Here is an 18065-nt window from a genome sequence, read left to right on the forward strand (position 1 = left end):
GGGCCGCCACGAGATCGGGGCGGGTCAACAAGTCGACATCACAGGCGGCCGCCTCGTCGAAGGCGGCACGCAACGCGCTCACCGCGGCCTGCAGGTCGTCTCCCGACATGCTTCGAACATACATTCGACCACCGACAAAAAACGGTTAGCGCCCTCGCGAACCGCGATAACACCTGAACGCCAGCAGCACCGACCTCGGACTGCCCGCCTACGAGCGAATTATTCGCTGGCAGCGAATAATTCGCTGATAGCCGGGCAGTTGCACAAGTGGGTCCGGCGGGGACTGGTGAGACTGGTGGTGCGAGTCTCCTGGCCCCGCCACGAAATACACGTCCGATCGTTGCCTGGCCGGAGCATCAGCCCCGAGAGACCTCGGGTAACCGGGCTCCGGCGAACACTCCGACGAGCCCCATCGCCGCCAGGAACAGCAACGCCCAGGAGATGTGGACGATCGCCAGCAGCGAGCTGATACCACCGACGATCAACAGGATGAATCCCATCGCCGAATTTGAAACCGCCACGTACACGGTCCGTTGGTCACCGACGGCCATATCGATGACATAGGTCTTGCGCCCCACCCGCACTCCGGTGTGCATCAGTGCGAGAGCGAAGTACACGGCGATGAACATCGCATTGCTCAACCAACCCACACCGCTGAACCCGGGAAGCGTGACGATGACGACCGTCGCGATGACGATCACCGAAGACACGCCCGCGCCCACGCTCATGAGCCGCTTGCTCGAGCGGTCGGCGAAGCGGCCGAAGAGGCGACCGCCGGTCAGCGCTGCGAGCCCCGAGGCGATGACGAAGCCCCCGAGACCGGCGATGCTGCCGGCGCCCGACTGGATCGACAGCGTCACCACGAACGGTGTGCTCAGTGATGAGACGAGCAGCAGGCTGCGCACCCCGACGAAGTGCCGGAACAGCTTGTCCTCCCGCAGCAACTTGTGCGTGTTCGCGAGCCAGTTGTCTGATCTGGTAAACGCGTCGAGGTCGGAAGAGGCGTCCGGCTCCGGCTCCTCCCATGGCGCTTCGCCGGGCGGCTCGTGGACGCCTCGGTAGACCACCGCCACCGCGACCCAGAGCGCCGCACCCGCGGCGAGCACCCACGCTAGTTGACCGGACGAAAGATCTTCACCGCCGAAAAACCGGATTGCGAGCCCGAGAGTGACGGCCACCAGCCCGGCCGCCGTCGTTGCCACGCCGTTGATCTGGCCGCGTTCACCCTTCGGGATCGTTCGACCCTGCACATCCTTCGAAGCGATCGAGCACAGGCAGCGGCCCAGCGCGAAGACCGCGACGCTGGCCACGATGACGACACCGGCGGCCAAACCCCTCCCGAGAGCCGCGGTGGCCGCCATCACCGCGACCGCGGCGGCCTGCACCAGCGCGCCCGCGATGAACACCCACTTGCGGTACCGCACCCTCAACACCAGCGGTGTCAGAAAAGCCTGCGGCAGCATCGAACCCGACTCACGGACCGGTACCAGCACACCGGTGAGGGCGGGAGGCACACCCAGGGTCGCGAACAGCCACGGCAGCACCGTCGATGCGTTGACCGTCTCATCGCCCGACGACTGCAGGGCGCTGGCGAGCATCAGCCTCAGTCCGTTCGGCGCGACGTTGCGCCGCACCTCGCTCGGCAACTCCCGCTCGGCTTCCCGATTCCGCTTCAACAGTGCGGAATAGAGGTTCTGGACTGCGCCCATCGCGTCAGCGCCTCAATCGGGTCCTCAGAGACCGGCGGGCTTAGTGGTCCTCGTCGGCCTGCGTCTCGTGCACCGTGCCATGGGCGTGGTGCGGCGGTGCGTACAGGCTGTACAGCTTCAACGGCTCATCGCCGATGTTGGTGATGTTGTGCCACGACCCCTTCGGCACCAGGATGATCCAGTCGTCCGAGATCTCCTCGTCGAACGTGAGGTTGTCCTTTGACGGGCCCATCTGGACTCGCGCGCGGCCGTGCTCGAGGCGCAGGAACTGGTCGGTGTCGGAATGGATCTCGAGACCAACATCGCCGCCTACCGGGATCGACATGAGCGTGAGCTGGAGCTTCTCGCCCGTCCACAACGTCGTGCGGAACTTGTCGTTGGCTTCAGTGGCATCCTCGATGTTGACGACGTAGGGCTTGGGTCCGTGGTCGGTGAACTGGGCCAACGGTCTCTCCTTATGTTCGGGTCGCAGACGGCATTTCGGGCAAGCGTCGGTGGTTGCCCACCGGATGCCGACGACCCGGTTCGCAAACCCGAACGCGCGCAATGGCGCTCGGGCAAGCGGTCAGGTCATCAGGCATTGTCTGACGCTAACAAGCCGGGGTGCTCGCTTCCAGCAAGGGCAGCCTGACCTTGTGTATCCTGGCGGCCTTTGAGCGTGGCGGGAGACGTGGCGAGACAATGACCAGTGTGAAATTCTTTTCCGACCCGGTACTGGAGTCGATGGCGACGCGGCGGTCGATCTCGAAAGTGGGTCCGGAGACGCCGACCGACGAGGAGCTCGCCGAGCTCCTCGCGGCCGTCACGTCCGTGGCGGATCACAAGGCCCTGCGTCCCTGGCGGCTCATCCTCCTGCGCGGCGATGATCGGATGAAATTGGCCGAGGCGCTCGACGCGGCGGCAGGCGAAGTGCGCGAGCCCGGCGACTACAACACCAAGCCCTTCCGCGCCGAACTGTTGATCGCGTTGGTCGCAAGCCCGACCGAGCATCCCAAGGTTCCGACCTGGGAACAGCACGCGGTCGCCGCCGGGGTTGGCCACCTGCTCGAGCTCGCGCTGTGGGCCGCAGGGTGGGGCGTCATGTGGCGCACGGGTCTGCTCGCCAACAGCCGCGAGGTTCGCGCGGCCCACGGCCTGACCGAGCAGGAGCACTTGATGGGCTGGCTATACGTGGGCAGCATCGACGACTCTCTGCGTAGGCGTCTGCGCGAATCGAAGCGCCCTGCCCTCGATCCCCACCAGTTCCTGGGCCGCATGCCCCCGTAGCGGCAACTGCGCTCACGAGTAGAACGAGTCGAGCAGCTCCTGGTTCTGTTTCTCGACAACCCCCCGCTTGACCTTCAGCGACGGTGTCAGCTCACCGTTTTCGATCGACAGGTCGTGGTCGAGCAGCTCCCACTTCTTGATGGTCTCCCACCGGTTCAGTTGCGAGTTGAGCTCGTCGACGTAGCCACCCACCATGTTCCGCACCGCATCCGCCTTGACCAGCTCCGCGTAGGACTTGCCGCCGAGGCCGTTGTGCTCGGCCCAGCCGGACAGCGCATCGGGATCCAGCGTGATCAGCGCGACGCAGAAGTTGCGGGATTCGCCGAAGACGAGAATGTGGCCGGCGTACGGGCACAGGGCCATGAACTTGCCTTCGATGGCCGGCGGAGCGACGTACTTTCCGCCCGAGGTCTTGAACAGTTCCTTGATCCGGCCCGTGACCGTCAAGAAGCCGTCCTCGTCCAACTGGCCTTTGTCCCCGGTGCGCAGCCACCCGTCCTCGGTGAACGCCTCCGCCGTCTTGTCGGGCAGGTTGTGGTAACCGTCCATCACGCATGGGCCCTGCACTTGCACCTCGCCGTCATCGGAGAGACGCACCGACGTGCCGTCGAACACCTGCCCGACGGTGCCCAGCTTGTAGTTGTCGGGCCGGTTGATGAATGCGCCCGCCGCGGTCTCAGTCAGCCCGTAGCCCTCCAGAATCAACAGACCGGCGGCGTGGAACCATTCGGCGATGTCGCGGTTCAGTGGAGCGGATCCGGAGATGAAGAATTTGATGCGCCCGCCGAACACATCGCGCACCTTGCTGAAGACCAGGCGGTCGAACGCGGCGTGCGCGATCTTCAACGGCAGCGGTACCGCCCGACCCGCCAGCCGGTGGCGGTCGGCGTTGCGTCCCACGGCGAAGGCGGCGGTGAAGAGCTTCTCCTTGACCCCTTCCTGAGACGAGGTGACGCGCGCGTGGGCCTTCTCGAAGATGCGCGGAGCGGCGCCCATGAAGGTCGGTTTCACCTCGGCCATGTTCGGCACGATCTTGTCGACGCGGCCGTCGATCGCGCTGGCGAAGCCGCACGCCAACTGCGCCGTGATCAACACCTTGCCGAACGCGTGCGCCAGCGGCAGCCACAACAGCTGCAGGTCGTCCTCGCCCAGAATGCCGAAATCGGCGATGGTGTTTCCCTCGTACACCCACGCCCGGTGCGACAGCCGCACACCTTTGGGCTTGCCGGTCGTACCCGACGTGTAGATCAGCGTCGCCAACATGTCCGGCGTGATCGAGTCCGCCGTTGTCCGCACGCAGTCGGGGTGATCGGCGAGGTACTTGGTTCCAAGGTCGGCCAACTCGGCGATGGTGGTGACGTGGTCTCCGTCTCCCGTGCCATCGAAGAGCACCACCTTCTCGAGGCCCGGCAGGTCGTCGCGCCGCTCCTTGAGCTTCTCCAGTTGCGTCTCGTCCTCGGCGAACACGACGCGAGACTGCGAATCGCTCAGGATGTAGGCGGTGTCGGTCGCGTTGGTCGTGGGGTACACCGTGGTGGTGGCGGCACCGGCACACATGACCGCGAGATCCGCCAGAATCCACTCGTACCGTGTGCTCGAGGCGATCGCGACGCGTTCCTCGGGTTGGATGCCCAGCGCCAGAAGCCCGGCGGCCAACGCCTCCACCTGTTGTGCCGCCTCTCGCCAGGTGAGGGAGACCCATCGATCCCGATCGAGTTTGCGGAACGCCTCCCGGTCTGCGGATTTCCCGACGCGGTCGAAGAACATGACGGCCACGTTGGCCGGCGACACGGTCGTGGATGGCTGGTTGGTGTCGGTCGACATCGCTGATCTCCTGAATCTCTTACGGCACCGGTGCCGTTCATGTTGCGCCTCTCATACCCAAAGCGGGCAGGTATGACGCGATAGGGCTGCGAGCCCCGATGTCGGCGTCGTGTTGACCCTCTCCCCGGGGGAGACTTGAGCATGAGTACATGACACTGCACAAGAGCGATGGCACCGACATTCGACGCGACGAACTGCCCTGGGCGGTCGCGACCTATCTCACCGCGCACCGCGACGTCACAACCGCGCTGACGGCCTTCGCCGCCGACGCCGCCGTCACCGACGAGGGCCACACCTACCGCGGCCACGACGAGATCGCCGACTGGGTGCGCAACGCGGCCAGCGAGTACACCTACTCCACAGAGCTCGTCAGCGCGAGCCGGTTCGGCGGCGCACACCTCGATGTCCTGCAGCACCTCGAGGGCGACTTTCCCGGTGGCATGGCCGACCTGCACTTCCGGTTCACGCTGGAGGGCGAGCTGATCACCCGCCTGGTGATCGAACCATGACCAGGACGTGGTTCATCACCGGAGGCACCCCCGGCGGGTTCGGGATGGCGTTCGCCGACGCCGCTCTCGAGATCGGCGACCGGGTCGCCTTGACCGCCCGCCGTCCGGCCGAGCTGACCGACTGGGCGCAGCGGTACGGCGAGCGCGTCCTGGTGCTGCCGCTCGACGTCACCGACACCGAGCAGGTGCGCGAGGCGGTGCGCGCGACCGAGAAGCACTTCGGCGGTATCGATGTCCTGGTCAACAACGCCGGCCGCGGCTGGTACGGGTCGATCGAGGGTATGGCCGATACCGCGGTCCGAAAGATGTTCGAGCTCAACTTCTTCGCGGTGCTGTCAGTGATTCGCGCAGCGCTGCCCGGTATGCGTTCCAGGGGCAGCGGGTGGGTCATCAACATGTCTTCGGTCGCCGGATTGTGCGGCGTCACCGGCTTCGGTTACTACAGCGCAACGAAATCGGCGATCGAGACGGTCACCGAGGTCCTTCGCGAGGAGGTCGAACCTCTGGGCATCCGCGTCATGGCGGTCGAACCAGGAGCGTTCCGCACCCGCGCCTACGCGGGTTTCGCCGACGAACCGATCGAGGAGTCCGTTCCGGAGTACGCCACTGTGCTCGAGCGGGTCCGCGACGCGATGGTCGAACAGGACGGCGCGCAGCCGGGGGATCCCCGACGTGGGGTGCGCGCGGTCATCGCGGCGATGGCCGAGGATCCGCCGCCCCGGCGGCTCGTCCTCGGCAGCGACGGCTACGACACCGTCGTCACCACACTCGAAAACTTCCTCGCCGAGATCCGGGCACACGAGAAGCTGTCCCGCGGTGCAGGTTTCCCGCCTGAGAGCTGACGCGAGCTCAGACGGGATCCCCATCGGGAGCGACCCGGAACACCGGCCAGCCGATCTCCGTTCGCCACCGCGCCGGATCCGTCGTGTCGCGGGGCCCCACGACGTACGTTTCGTGGATCGGCCCGTCGACAGCGAGCGCATTGTCCACCACCCAGGCTCCGAGACGGCCGTAGGTGACGTCGAGATCGTCGTGCGGACCCTCGTGGACGGTGACGACCAGATCGACGGGCGGAAGCTCCACGACCTCGATACGGCCGGACGGCCGCGGGACGCGCACCGGCCGGAAGACCGTCATCGCCCCGACGGACTGGGTGAACAGTTCGTTGGCGTAGCGCCCGCCGGGTGGTCCGGTGCGCTCGGCTTCGGGGAATGCGGCATCCAGTTCGGCCATCGCCTCGTCGTACCACGCGAGCGAATCGTCGAGCAGCACAAGACCGGTGATCGCGGCGACCCGCCGCGCGGGAACCGACCGCAGCTCGACATCGAGGTCGGCCGGCGCCGGGTTGAGCAACCGGCGCAGCGACACCACGGCGGCGCGCGTCCGGTCCAGCTCGTCTTCCAACCGCCGCACATGACCGGCGATCACCTCCGCGCGTCGCTGCGGATCCTCGGTGTCGAGGATGGCCCGGACTTCGGCGAGCGGCACGTCGAGCTGACGCAACCGGTGGATCACCTGGGCGGTCGGTATCTGTTCGGCGTAGTAGTAGCGGTACCCGGTGAACGGGTCGACGGAGGCGGGTTCGAGCAGTTTGGCCTCGTGGTAGCGGCGCAGCGTCCGCACGCTCAGGTGCGTCACCGTGGCGAACTCTCCGATGGTCAAACCCGACCGCATGCGGCCAGTCTGCCTTCTCGCCGTCTATCCTGCGCGCATGGGAAGTTCGCGAGTGTCCGGCGGGGTAGTGCACAAGCTGCCGACCGATCTGCGTAAGGCATTGCTCGCCAACGACACCGCGCTCGCGGCCTGGAACGACATCACCCCGCTGGCGCGCAACGAGTTCATCTGCTGGGTCGAGGACGCCAAGCAGGAGAAGACCCGCGAACGCCGGATCCGCCGGACCCAGGAGGAACTCGAAGAAGGTAAGCGCCGCCCGTGCTGCTGGCCGGGCTGCAAGCACCGTGAGCGAAACGGCAGATAGTCACTGCCCGTACGCGGGCGCCGTCTGCAGTTCCGGTCCCGCCGCGGCGAGCAGCGCCGCACGGTCACCGGTCAGCGGGGGATAGATCCGCTCGCCGTTGATGATCCGCTTTGTGGCCTTGGCCGCCGCGCCGGTGCTCACGACGCGGCGGTCCCAGCCCTCGGTGTACACCGCACCGGCCGCACCGAGGTCGAGCACCGTGACATACCAGGGGATCCGCAGCGTCCTCATGGGCAGGCCCAGCAGGTCGCCGATCACGTTGTAGCCCGCGTACCGACCCATCGGCCTGCCGTGTTGACACGACATCACCGACATGTGCTCGTCGTCCATCCGCGCGGCAGCCACGTCACCGGCCGCGAACACACCACTCACGCCCTGCACCCGTAGATAGTCGTCGACTGCGACGCGGCCGAACCGGTCCAGCGGAACACCCAGCTGACCGGTCAGCGGATGGGCGCGCATACCGGCACACCAGACGACGGTGGCCGCGTCGATCACCTCACCCGTCGACAGCGTGACGCTGCGCTCACCGACCGCGGTGACGCCCACTCCGGTGATCACCTCGACGCCGTTGTCGCGCAACGCTTTCTCGATGACCGGCCGTGCGGATGCGCCCATGTCCGAGCCGACGTGTGCATTCCGGTCGACGAGCACCACCCGCGGTGTCGATCGCGGACCGAGAGTGTCCGCCAGCCTCGCGGGCAGTTCGCTGGCCGTTTCGATGCCCGTGAGGCCGGCGCCGACCACGACGGCCGTCGCCGACGCCGGGTCGCCGGCCCGCATTGAGCGAAGGTGTCTCTGCAGGTTTTGCGCGGCGTCGTAGGTGTCGACGTCGAACCCGAACTGCGCCAGGCCCGGGATGTCGGGTATGACGACGCGACTACCCACTGCTAGCACGAGGCGGTCGTAACCCAGGGTCGCTCCGTCGGCTGTGCTCACCGTCGCGGCCGCCGGGTCGATTGTGGTCACCTCGGCGGCCAGGTAGCCGACGCCGACGGGATCGAGCAACTGCGACAGCGGGATTCGGCACGGTGTGAGGTCGGCTTCGTAGTTGCGCACCCGGATGTCGTGGTATGGCTTCGGGCTGATGACGGTGACGTCCACCGTGCGGACGTCGAGTTCGTCGAGGCGGCGCGCTGCGCCGAGCGCGGCCCACAGTCCGGCGAACCCCGACCCGACTACGAGAACACGCGCTGACGTCGGCATCGTCTCATCGTCGTGCGTCGACGGGGCGCGAGCAAGCACCATGACGAACTCGCGAACCGTACGCCAGGGTCGTGGTAGCCGGCATCCCGCGACCCTCCGGTACATCTCGCGAGCTTCACAACGTGCTAACGCCGCCGACGATAAATAAATCGCTTGATTTAACCAGGGCCGGGGTGTCTACTGAGTCGGTGACCGCAGCCCGGCCCCTGAGTGGACACCGATCGGAAGGGACGCGCGAAGTTCTGCTCGCCGCCGCCGAACGTCTTTTCGCCGAACGGGGTATGCACGCCGTGTCCAACCGCCAGATCAGCGAGGCCGCTTCGCAGGGCAACAACGCCGCGGTCTGCTACCACTTCGGCACCCGCACCGACCTTCTGCGCGCGATCGAGAGCAAGCACCGGGTGCCGATCGAACAGTTGCGCGCCAGGATGCTGGCCGAGATCGGCGCGTCCGCGGACCTGCGGGACTGGGTCGACTGCCTGGTGCGGCCGCTGACCGAACACCTCGACCAGCTCGGCAACCCGAGTTGGTACGCGCGGTTCGCCGCGCAGGCCATGGCCGATCCGAGCTACCGAGAGGTCGTCACCAAGGACGCTTTGTCGTCTCCGCATCTGGTGCAGGTGATCGACGGCATCACGGGATGCCTTGCCGAACTGCCGAAGCGAGTCCGCTTCGAGCGGATCGTGATGGCGCGCAACCTGCTGATGCATACCTGCGCCGAACACGAGGGGGCGCTGGCGCACCACGGTCGGCTTGCGCGGTCGCCCTGGAGGCAGGCCGCCGAGGGCCTCACCGACGCGATCACCGGGCTATGGCAGGCGCCGGTCCGTCGAACCGCTTCGAGGAACTCGCAGTGAGCACACGGCCGTGACCTACGTGGATTGAGTGCCATGACAACCGACGCGATCACCGCGGCCGATGAGGTCTTCCACTCCGCCACCGACGATCCGCACTGGAACGAGAGCGGATGGTTCAACTTCGCGATCCCCGAGCGCGACATCAACGGATTCGTGTACTACTTCCACGACGTCCGCGCCGGGACCAGCGGAGGTGGGCCCGCGATCTGGGACCCCGGTGGCGAGCAGACCTACGACTGCCTGTTCTACGACTGGCGCTGGATCCAACCGCCGACCGGAGCGTTGGATTTCACCGACTTCCGGCTCCCGAACTCGTTGCGTCACAGGGTCGTCGAACCGATGCACCGCTACCGGCTGTCCTACTCGGAACTGGGACTCGACCTCGACCTCGAGTGGACGTCGCTGATGGCGCCGCACATCCTCGGCGACGCATCCCCGCAGCACTGCCACTTCGACCAACCGGGCCGCATGCGGGGCACGGCGATGCTGAACGGCGAGCGGTTCGACATCGACTGCTTCTCGATGCGCGACCGCACCTGGGGCCCGCACCGCCCTGGTGCCCGCCGCTCCGGTGACTATCTGTGGGCCATCGCCGACGCCGAGTCCAGCTGGCATGCCATCACGATGGCGACCCGGTCCGGTGTCGACCGCGTGATCGGTGGGTATCTGCTGCGCGACGGAACGGTGGGGGAACTCGTGACCGGCGAGCGCCGCGTGCTCGACCGCCGCGCGGGCGCTCCCGTGCGGGTGGTGCTCGACGCAGAAGACGACCGCGGTCGGGCCCTGCACGCCGAAGGCGATGTGCGCACCGCGTTGCGCTGGCTCGGCTGGCCGGGACGGATGACGTTCTGGACGCTGACCGATTGGCGATGGGACGGCCGGCAGGGGTGGGGCGAGGATCAGGAGTTCTTCGCTCGCGAGCAGGTGCGGGCCCTGATGCGTTAGAGCGCACCAAGTTTCGTCACACCACCACGCGTCTGCCACAGGTTCAGCACATTGATCAGCATCTGCAACGGCGCGCGCACACTCTCGTCGGACCGGATACGCGGATCGGTGCGGGTGGTGTGCGGGCCGGCATCGGGAAGCCGCTTGCGGATCAACGCCGGGACGTCGAGTAGCCAGGTGACACCCATCAACGTCGCGTACAGGACAAGGCATCGCTGTACCGCGGCGGGGTCGAGCGTCGGTCCACCGCTGGCGAGCACCTCCTTGCAGAACATCTCGAGAAGTTCGTCGAGATGGTGGTCCCACAACGATGTCTCGGCTCCCGACAGGGATCCCCAGACGGCCATCGACACGTTCATCCGGCTGACGCAGCCCCAGTCCATCAGCCCGCAGCGCAACTCTCCGTCGTCGTCGCACCAGAACCAGGCGTTGTCGACGTTGGCGTTCCAGTGGCACAGCGCGAGGTAGTCGGGGTCGACGCTCAGCTGCTGCCACACCTCCCCTTCGCGCCTCATCAACTCCGTTGCCTCCGTGGTGATCTGAGACAGGAATGACGACGACCGCACGTTGGGCGCGAACAGACCCCGGTGATGCTCGACGAATTCGGCGAGCCGGCGTAGGCGGCGCTCGAGTTGACCGGCGGTATACGCCGGCGGTTGGCCCACCGTCGCCGCCCGCAGGTCCACCGGAAACTGTGCGAGCAGATCGGCGGGCAGCAGGCCCGACCGCTCGGTTCCCGCGAGCCGGGCCACCGCGGTCAACAACGCCCGATAATGTGCTGCCTGTTCGGGCATCTCGTAGTCCAGGCACTTGTGGTACTGCGGTTCGATCGCGCCGGTGCCGAACTCGATCCGCTCGCTGATCATCAACCCGGTGCCGGTTTCACGGTGGAAGTCGGCGAACACGGTGGCCGGTACGGCGATCGGAAAGCCCGGGGCGCGGGTGAGCGCAGCGAACCGGGTTTCGGACTCCATCTGGGTGCGACCGATATCGCGCACCGCGTCGTCGAAGTCGCGGGAGAACTTCACGAACAAGTCGGTGTGCGTGTCGGGATGCTCGCGCGCGTAACGCACGCTCAGCAGGGCCTTGCGTCCGGTGCTGCCGCCGGACACCTCCTCGAAGCGGTCGATCGCGACCACCTCGTTGTCGTCGGGCAGCGCACCATAGGCGCGGAACGCCTCGGTGAGAAAGCCGGTTCCGGCCGCCCGCAGCGAGTCGGGATGGGTGGGGAACGCGAGTCCGGTCGCGTCGCCGCGCACCCAGTCGATCTTCACCATGTCTGTTCCGCCGCGCGAACGAGGATCTCGTTCACCGCGACGTGCCGGTCGCGTGTCACCATGTACCTCACGGCATCCGCGACGTCCTCGGGCCTCAGTTTGACCATCCCGGCTGTCCTGGTTTGTTGAGCCGTAAGCGCCTGCGGGTCAAGGTGATCGAAGATCTCGGTCGCAACGGTGCCCGGTTCGACGATTCCCACGCGGACGCGGTTGCCGATGAGTTCCTGGCGGATGCCCTCGCTGAACGCGTTGACGCCGAACTTGGTCAGCGAGTAGACGGCGGTTCCCGGCCGCGCCACCCGCCCACCCGTGGAGCTGATCGTGACCACGTCGGCGACGCCGCGGACAGAATCGCAGGCCGCGGCGATCAGATGGGGGAGCGCCGCACGCGTGGTGTACAGGACGCCTCGAATGTTGACCGACACCAGGGCGTCCCAGTCGGCCAGCGCCGCTTCGGCAGCGACACCCATCCGCAGCAAACCGGCGTTGTTGATCAACGTGTCGAGGCGCCCCCACTCGTCGACGGTCGTCGCCACCGCGCCCGCCACCTGATCGGCATCGGTCACATCGGCGGGCACCACCAGTGCCCTGCCTCCAGCCTCCTCGATCTCCCCGGCGACCGCCCTCAAGCGCTCAGAGCGCCGCGCCAGCAACGCGATCGACGCGCCCTCGACGGCCAGCGCACGCGCGGTTGCCGCACCGATCCCACTACTGGCGCCCGTCACCAACGCCACCGTCCCGGCCAACGCGGTCATCTGTTCCTTCTTTCCGTCTGCCCGAGGATGTCACCGAGCACATAGTCGTTGTGTTCGCCCAGAATCGGTGCTCCACGCTCGATGCGGGCGGAACGAGTCATCACCCACGACGGCCCCAGAACCGGTCGCTGCCCCTCGAGCCGGTCCGACACGAACCGATACGTGCCGCGCTCCCAGAGCATTTCGTCACCGATGACGTCGGTGGCCGTTGCACTCTTGACCGCGGGCACGCCGACAGAACGCAACCGACGCGCGAGGTCGGCAGCGTCATGATGGCGGGTCAACGCGCTCAGCTCGGCATCCAGGGCCGCCGCGTTGGATTGCCGCGCATTCACCGTCGGGTAACGGGCGGCGAGCGCACCGGCGCCGAGCGCGCCGCACATACGGTTCCAGGCGTCGTCGTCCGCGACGGCGAGGGCGATCCAGTCACCGCCCGCGCAGGGGTAGCAGCCGTGCGGCGCCATGTCGGGGTGGCGGTTGCCGTCGGGCCCCAGCAGCATGCCGGTCAGGTTCTGCTCGAACAGGCAGTCGCCCACCATCGATGAGAGCACCTCGACGGCCGAGACGTCGACGAATTGGCCCTGCCCGGTGCGCTCCCGGTGCAGTAGCGCCGCCACGGCGGACATCGCCGCGGCCGCACCCACGGTGGAATCGCCGTAGCGCATGCTCGCCCCGAGCGGAGGGCCGCCCGGATAGCCGACCAGCGAGGCGAGGCCCGCCAGGGCGGCGAAACACGGCGCGTAGCCGGTCTGGTGGCCCAGCGGCCCGTCGTTACCCCACATCTTGACCGACACCGAGATGATGTCCGGTTTGAGCGCGGTCAGGTCCCGGTATCCGAGGCCTTGGCGTTCCATGGCGCCGGGCCGCAGGTTGTTGAGCACGATGTCGCTGTGAGAAATCAATGCCAACAGGGCATCCTGGCCCCGGGGAGTCTTGATGTCGAGGTCGACGCTGAGGATCTCGGGGTTGATGCTCAGGAAATAGGGGGCGTGGTTGATGTCGGTGCCGCCGTAGGCGCGCATCTCCTCGGGAGTGGCCGAGCACTCGACCTTGATCACCTCGGCGCCGAGGAAGGCCAGCAACTTGCCGGCGTAGGGTCCCGCCCACACCTTGGTCAGCTCGACGACGCGTACACCTTGCAGCGGACCACCCCGCGAATCATTCGGGGTCTTGAGTTGAGGGTTGCGCACCGCGGGCGGGGTGTGCGGGCGCGAGAGTTCGGCCAGGATCTCGTCGGTGTGCTGGCCGAGCCCGGGTGCGGGTCGAGCGATGCGGGCCGGCGTCGCGCTCAGTCGGTAACCCACGGTGGGGTAGGCGCTTGTGCCCAGTGCGGGATGGTTGACCTCACAGAAGAATTCCCGGTGCCGGTACTGCGGTGAACGCAGGAGTTCGGCCGCGCCGTTGACCGGTACCAAGGGAACGCCGAGTCCCTGCGCGGATTCCGCAGTGTCCGCACCCGGCCGGTTGCGCATCCAGTCGGCGAAGCCGCGCCGGAAGTCGGCGACTTTCTGGGGTGTGACGCCGAATTCCAGCCAGTCGTCCTCGAATTCGTCGAGCCACGCCGGGGTACCCATCAGCGTTTTGAGCCCCAGCCAGTGCGCGCGGTTGGTCATGTAGAGGTAGACGAAGCCGTCGCTCGAGTCGAAGAACGTCGCGGGTCCGGCCTGGTCGTAGTCGTCGCGGCGATTCTGCGGCGCGATCTCCCCGGTGATGAATCGGCCCAGGATGCAATCGGCTCGGGAAACCATGACGGCCTGCGCTGACACGTCGATGTATTCGCCCCGCCCGGTGTGCATGCGGTCGAACAGCGCCGACATCACACACAGGGCGGCATCGAGGGCGCCCTCGTAGTCGGTGAGGAACCGGCCGGGTCCCTTCAACGGCGGCCGGTCCGGGTCGGCGTGGCTGGGAGTATGGTAGCCCCACCCGCTGGCGTGAAAGACGTTCAGCCCCACCGCGTTGTCGAGTGCGGTCGGTGCGGTGCGGCCGAATGGCGTGACGGCGCAGAACACCACGTGGGGATGACGACGGGCGACCTCGGCCGCTGTCAGTCCGTGCTCGGCGGCCCAGGTTGCGCTGTGGTCGTCGATCACCGCGTCGGCGGTGGCGATCAGCTCATGTGTTGCGGCGGCGTCGAATTCGACGGATCGCTTGCTGGTGTTGAGGTAGGCGAACAGCGCGCTGCGCTCGGGACCGTCATCGCCACCGATGAGGGGGGCCATGGCCCGGGTGGGACTGCCCCACCCGGGCCGTTCGACTTTGATGACGTCGGCGCCCAGATCGGCGAGCAGCTTGCCGCAGTACTCACCGGCGACCCGCTCGGCCACTTCGACGATCCGGAAGCCGGTCAGCGCCGACATGCCGGTCAGGGCTTGTTGCGTCCCGACCGGCTCAGCCGCCACTCCGGTGGGAAGTTCATGTCGTTGTCCTTGACCACGTTGTTGAGCCCCTTATCGAAGGTGCCCTCGGTAAGATCGACATCGTTGCGCTGGTCGTTCTGGATCAGCGGCAGCATCCCCTCGACCATGCCGGTCAACAGGCTGCCGAAGTACTCGCCCTTGTGCTGCTTGTACAACTCGAGGAAGGTCTTCTGCACCGCGACCGTGTCGGTCGGACGCGACTTCGAGCAGGCGAGCGCGTACTTCTCGGTCTCGGCTTCCAACTGGTCCCTGGGCACGACGCTGTTGAGGAAGCCGCACTCGTACATCTCTTTCGCGCTGAACGGCCGGCCGGTGAACAACATCTCGGAGAACTTGCGCAAGCCCATCGTCTCGGCCCACCACCACAACCGCGGGCCCCAGCCGACGTAACGGAACGCCGGATGGCCGAAGAGCGCGTCGTCGGAGGAGACCACGAGATCGGCGTCGCCCGCCTGATAGAAATGCCAGCCGTAGCAATACCCCTTCGCTTCGATGATGCTGACCTTGCGAAGTTCCTGCAGCGGCCGGTTGCCGGCACGCGCCTTGGCGTAGAAGTCGGTCACCGTCGACAGGTAGCGATACGAGCCGCCGGGCGGGTACTTGACGTCGTCGTCGTTGATCGCGAGTTCGTGCAGCAGCGGCATGCCCGGGTTCTCGAGCATGTCCCGCTGTTCGGGGAGATCGCCGCCGCTACCGAAATCCTCTCCCTCACCGCGGATCACGACGACCTTGACGTCGTCGTCGACGTTGCACTTGTGGATCATGTCGGCGTAGAGCTGGCGCATGCCCATCGTCGTAGAGTTCTGCGCCTCAGGCCGGTTGAACGTGATGTAAGCGATCCGGTTCTTCCGGTCCTTCTCGAACCGGATGTGCTGCTCGGCTTCGCGCTTCATCTCTTCGTAGTCGTACTCTGGCATGGTCGCTTCCTCCACTTTGTGTCATCTCCAGTAGGCGGCCCGGTAGCCGGGCAGCTGAAGCCTCCGACGCGATCGAATTCGTCAGCGGCGAAGACTCTGATCGTTATGCGTATCGCTCGTCCGTCAAACCACCACGGCAGGCATCGAGTGCCATCCACGCACGGGGACGTCGGGCTGAGCTCGGCATCGGTGAGGTCGACGTGCCAGTCCGGCAATCGTTGAAGGATCTCGTCGAGCGCGATGCGTCCTTCCAGTCGTGCGAGCGCGTCGCCGAGGGCGGACGTTGTGGATCGGCGTAGCGGCTCGGAGCATAGAAGTCGTGCTCGGCGTTGGAGTACAGCGGCGCTTGCTCGCGGATCCGCGAGAACATCGGATGGGGGTCGCGGTTGGGGTCGGCGTCGTAGGGGTCATAGTGCACGCCAGCCTTCTTGACGGCGCTGTCCCGGCCTTCGTCAGCGCTCACCGTCATCTGCGTTCCGCCTTCCACCGGACCTCACTTGAGAGCAGTGCCGTGACATGCCACCGGCTCGTGGACAGTCTGTCAGCGCACGCCCGCGGCGGGGCTGTTTAGACTGTCCGCTTAAAACCCCGCCTCCTTGTTCCAGCGGACCGTTTCGCGGCTACCAAATGGTCCCCAAGATCAAAGTTCTGCCGATTTGGATTCGACGTCGGGGAGCGCGCGCTTTCAAGCGGACCTCCGGCTCGGCCGTGGCAGTGTCACGGCGGCGCGGTCACCGACCCCGACCTGCCGCGATGGCGAACAAGAAGGCGGGGCTGTCAGCCCGGCGAATCAGTCGCCGCGATTCGAGACCTAGACTTCTGAACCGGTCACGGCGACGTGATCTTGAGCCGCCATTCACGGTGGTTCTTCTTTCCGGCAAAGATTTGCAGCGATCCGCTCGCAAACGTCACCAATAGCTCTGTATTGCGGGGCCATTTCTGTGTAACAATCGTCTCTCAAACCCTCTCTCAACGAGGGTTCTCTTTTGGACGGAGACGATCATTCCCACGTCACCTTCTCGCGTCACGGCGGGTGTCTGTGTACTCGCTGCCGGATTGCTGTTCGGCGCCGGCGGCGCCATCGCCAGTGCTGACGACTCAAGTAGTGCGGGAACGAGCGGTTCGACGGGGACCAGCCTGGGTTCCACCACCGGCACCGGCGGTTCGGAGACTGCCGGCGCGACAACCGGCACCGCGACGAACACCACTCCGAAGATCGACCGGCGCTTCCGGCTTCGCATTCCCGACTTCTCGCGGCAGTCCTCGCGGCAGAACGGATTCAACCGGCCGACGACCATCGTGCGGGGCGGCGTCCAGACGCAGGCCGAGAAGGACGCGAAGCTGGAGGACACCGAGCTGGCGGTCGACAACGAGACCGCGCCGGCCGACGAAGCCAAGACCACAGTTGTCACCGACCCGCAGACGACCGAGAGCGGAGCCGTCCCCGGCACCCAGGAGCTGACGACGGAGACCGAACCCGGTGCCGAGGGTCCGGTGCCGACGGTGCCCGCCGACGGCTCGGCAACTCAAAACGACTCGACCCCCGCCGCAGCGTCGCCGCCCTCACAGACGGGGATGGCGCCCGCCGTCCAGGTCGTCGACCCGGTGACGCCGAAAATCAAAGCCGACCCGCTGACCAACGCGCTCGTGACGGTCAACGGCGCGGTGGTGGACTGGTCCAAGTCGCTCGCCGCGCTGCAGACATCGAAGACGCCGGTGCGAGATGCGATTGCCTCGCTGGAGACCATGCTGACGACGGTCGCCGGCGCGGTCACCCGGATGCCATCGGACTTCTACGCCATGCTGGGCATCCCCGCGTCGGCCGGCCCGCCCCAGTCGCTGATCGGTGGGAGCGGCACGCTGGCTGCCAGGAAGGTCAACGTTCCGACCGGCGGAACACTGGTCGGGCCCCATCCGGGCGAAGCCACGCTGCCCGTGGCCCCCGCGGGAAGCGGCTCGCTGTTCGGCACCATGGCCCCGCGCCCGGCACAGGGCAAGGTGACCACCACTGGCACCGTCCAACCGCTCGCGGTCTCGGGAACCGTGCCGCTGAGCACGGCCGCCGCGCCGGCCAGTGCGAAGTCCATCTTCGAGCACGTCATCGAGGCGGTCCTGGTTCCGGCATCGTTGACGGCTTTGGCTGCCGTGGCGTTGCCGGGTGTCGGCGCCTTGCTCATCGTCGCCGCGGCGGGCATCCGTGTCGGCTACCGGCAGGCGAAAGCCGCTGTCGCGCTGCGGGCCTCCGGTATCGCGAGGTTTGCCGGGCCGGGTCCGCTGGGTGTCGTCCGCTCGGGCTCCATGGTTGCGCTACGTCAGCGCGCCCGTGGACCGCGCACCAAACGCGCGGTGTGCCCGGAGGCGGACCGCGTGGCGCGCAGCCACGAACACGTCGCCTAGTTGCA

16 protein-coding genes and 1 pseudogene are annotated in these 18065 nt (G+C 66.9%); 7 read left to right on the forward strand and 10 right to left on the reverse strand.

The window, feature by feature from the left end; genetic code table 11:
- Positions 1 to 356: 356 nt before the first annotated feature.
- Together AU198_RS16955 and AU198_RS16960 are read right to left on the reverse strand one after the other, a co-directional pair.
- Positions 357 to 1709, reverse strand: a complete 1353-nt coding sequence (locus AU198_RS16955; protein WP_064349515.1) for an MFS transporter — start codon at positions 1707 to 1709, stop codon at positions 357 to 359.
- A 40-nt stretch (positions 1710 to 1749) separates the two neighbouring features.
- Positions 1750 to 2154, reverse strand: a complete 405-nt coding sequence (locus AU198_RS16960; RefSeq protein WP_064349516.1) for a cupin domain-containing protein — start codon at positions 2152 to 2154, stop codon at positions 1750 to 1752.
- A 245-nt stretch (positions 2155 to 2399) separates the two neighbouring features.
- Between AU198_RS16960 and AU198_RS16965 the strand changes: the two genes are divergently transcribed.
- Positions 2400 to 2975, forward strand: a complete 576-nt coding sequence (locus tag AU198_RS16965; protein ID WP_156431638.1) for a nitroreductase family protein — start codon at positions 2400 to 2402, stop codon at positions 2973 to 2975.
- A 12-nt stretch (positions 2976 to 2987) separates the two neighbouring features.
- Here the strand turns inward: AU198_RS16965 and AU198_RS16970 are convergent, their stop codons facing one another.
- Positions 2988 to 4799: an AMP-dependent synthetase/ligase gene (locus AU198_RS16970; protein WP_064349519.1), complete on the reverse strand. Its 1812-nt coding sequence runs from the start codon at positions 4797 to 4799 to the stop codon at positions 2988 to 2990.
- 149 nt (positions 4800 to 4948) lie between these two features.
- Between AU198_RS16970 and AU198_RS16975 the strand changes: the two genes are divergently transcribed.
- Positions 4949 to 5308: a hypothetical protein gene (locus tag AU198_RS16975; protein ID WP_064349521.1), complete on the forward strand. Its 360-nt coding sequence runs from the start codon at positions 4949 to 4951 to the stop codon at positions 5306 to 5308.
- On the forward strand, positions 5305 to 6150 hold the full coding sequence (locus AU198_RS16980) for an SDR family NAD(P)-dependent oxidoreductase (protein WP_064349522.1): 846 nt from the start codon (positions 5305 to 5307) through the stop codon (positions 6148 to 6150). The genes AU198_RS16975 and AU198_RS16980 overlap by 4 nt, the downstream gene beginning before the upstream one ends.
- A 7-nt stretch (positions 6151 to 6157) precedes the next feature.
- Here the strand turns inward: AU198_RS16980 and AU198_RS16985 are convergent, their stop codons facing one another.
- A complete protein-coding gene (locus tag AU198_RS16985; RefSeq protein ID WP_064349524.1) occupies positions 6158 to 6982 on the reverse strand; it encodes a MerR family transcriptional regulator in 825 nt (274 codons plus the stop codon).
- A 37-nt stretch (positions 6983 to 7019) separates the two neighbouring features.
- Here AU198_RS16985 and AU198_RS16990 point away from each other — a divergent pair, with 37 nt between their 5' ends.
- Complete coding sequence (locus tag AU198_RS16990; RefSeq protein ID WP_064349525.1) at positions 7020 to 7286, forward strand: YdeI/OmpD-associated family protein; 267 nt, start codon at positions 7020 to 7022, stop codon at positions 7284 to 7286.
- Here the strand turns inward: AU198_RS16990 and AU198_RS16995 are convergent, their stop codons facing one another.
- Complete coding sequence (locus AU198_RS16995; RefSeq protein WP_064349592.1) at positions 7287 to 8492, reverse strand: NAD(P)/FAD-dependent oxidoreductase; 1206 nt, start codon at positions 8490 to 8492, stop codon at positions 7287 to 7289.
- Positions 8493 to 8665: 173 nt separating this feature from the next.
- On the opposite strand from AU198_RS16995, the gene AU198_RS17000 reads away from it, so the two are divergent.
- Both AU198_RS17000 and AU198_RS17005 read left to right on the forward strand, forming a co-directional pair.
- Positions 8666 to 9349, forward strand: coding sequence for a TetR/AcrR family transcriptional regulator (locus AU198_RS17000; protein WP_064349527.1), 684 nt, complete (start codon positions 8666 to 8668; stop codon positions 9347 to 9349).
- Positions 9350 to 9382: 33 nt separating this feature from the next.
- Positions 9383 to 10294 (forward strand): DUF7064 domain-containing protein, encoded by a 912-nt coding sequence (locus AU198_RS17005; protein ID WP_064349529.1) that lies wholly within the window; start codon positions 9383 to 9385, stop codon positions 10292 to 10294.
- Here the strand turns inward: AU198_RS17005 and AU198_RS17010 are convergent.
- The 5 genes and pseudogenes from AU198_RS17010 to AU198_RS27040 all read right to left on the reverse strand — a co-directional run.
- Entirely contained in the window at positions 10291 to 11571 is a 1281-nt protein-coding gene (locus AU198_RS17010) for a hypothetical protein (RefSeq protein WP_064349530.1), read from the reverse strand. The genes AU198_RS17005 and AU198_RS17010 overlap by 4 nt on opposite strands.
- Positions 11565 to 12326, reverse strand: a complete 762-nt coding sequence (locus AU198_RS17015) for an SDR family NAD(P)-dependent oxidoreductase (RefSeq protein WP_064349533.1) — start codon at positions 12324 to 12326, stop codon at positions 11565 to 11567. Before AU198_RS17015 ends, AU198_RS17010 begins: the two co-directional genes overlap by 7 nt.
- Complete coding sequence (locus AU198_RS17020) at positions 12323 to 14686, reverse strand: CaiB/BaiF CoA transferase family protein (RefSeq protein WP_064349593.1); 2364 nt, start codon at positions 14684 to 14686, stop codon at positions 12323 to 12325. The genes AU198_RS17015 and AU198_RS17020 overlap by 4 nt, the downstream gene beginning before the upstream one ends.
- 5 nt (positions 14687 to 14691) lie before the next feature.
- Entirely contained in the window at positions 14692 to 15663 is a 972-nt protein-coding gene (locus AU198_RS17025; protein WP_064349595.1) for an enoyl-CoA hydratase/isomerase family protein, read from the reverse strand.
- A 123-nt stretch (positions 15664 to 15786) separates the two neighbouring features.
- Positions 15787 to 15950 (reverse strand): annotated as a pseudogene (locus AU198_RS27040) (cytochrome P450); the annotation flags it as partial.
- Positions 15951 to 16719: 769 nt separating this feature from the next.
- Between AU198_RS27040 and AU198_RS17035 the strand changes: the two are divergent.
- The gene (locus AU198_RS17035; protein ID WP_064349537.1) at positions 16720 to 18060 is read left to right on the forward strand and encodes a hypothetical protein; all 1341 of its coding nucleotides are present in this window, start codon (positions 16720 to 16722) and stop codon (positions 18058 to 18060) included.
- Positions 18061 to 18065: the final 5 nt, after the last annotated feature.

This window comes from Mycobacterium sp. GA-1199, from assembly GCF_001500045.1.
Lineage (GTDB): Bacteria > Actinomycetota > Actinomycetes > Mycobacteriales > Mycobacteriaceae > Mycobacterium.

Excerpts from the sequence above, each read along its gene's own strand:
- AU198_RS17020 (WP_064349593.1), bottom strand. The coding sequence starts at position 14,686 with ATGTCGGCGCTGACCGGCTTCCGGATCGTCGAAGTGGCCGAGCGGGTC.
- AU198_RS17010 (WP_064349530.1), bottom strand. The coding sequence starts at position 11,571 with ATGGTGAAGATCGACTGGGTGCGCGGCGACGCGACCGGACTCGCGTTC.
- AU198_RS17025 (WP_064349595.1), bottom strand. The coding sequence starts at position 15,663 with ATGCCAGAGTACGACTACGAAGAGATGAAGCGCGAAGCCGAGCAGCAC.
- AU198_RS17015 (WP_064349533.1), bottom strand. The coding sequence starts at position 12,326 with ATGACCGCGTTGGCCGGGACGGTGGCGTTGGTGACGGGCGCCAGTAGT.
- AU198_RS17005 (WP_064349529.1), top strand. The coding sequence starts at position 9,383 with ATGACAACCGACGCGATCACCGCGGCCGATGAGGTCTTCCACTCCGCC.
- AU198_RS16980 (WP_064349522.1), top strand. The coding sequence starts at position 5,305 with ATGACCAGGACGTGGTTCATCACCGGAGGCACCCCCGGCGGGTTCGGG.
- AU198_RS16985 (WP_064349524.1), bottom strand. The coding sequence starts at position 6,982 with ATGCGGTCGGGTTTGACCATCGGAGAGTTCGCCACGGTGACGCACCTG.
- AU198_RS16970 (WP_064349519.1), bottom strand. The coding sequence starts at position 4,799 with ATGTCGACCGACACCAACCAGCCATCCACGACCGTGTCGCCGGCCAAC.
- AU198_RS16990 (WP_064349525.1), top strand. The coding sequence starts at position 7,020 with ATGGGAAGTTCGCGAGTGTCCGGCGGGGTAGTGCACAAGCTGCCGACC.
- AU198_RS16955 (WP_064349515.1), bottom strand. The coding sequence starts at position 1,709 with ATGGGCGCAGTCCAGAACCTCTATTCCGCACTGTTGAAGCGGAATCGG.
- AU198_RS16975 (WP_064349521.1), top strand. The coding sequence starts at position 4,949 with ATGACACTGCACAAGAGCGATGGCACCGACATTCGACGCGACGAACTG.
- AU198_RS16995 (WP_064349592.1), bottom strand. The coding sequence starts at position 8,492 with ATGCCGACGTCAGCGCGTGTTCTCGTAGTCGGGTCGGGGTTCGCCGGA.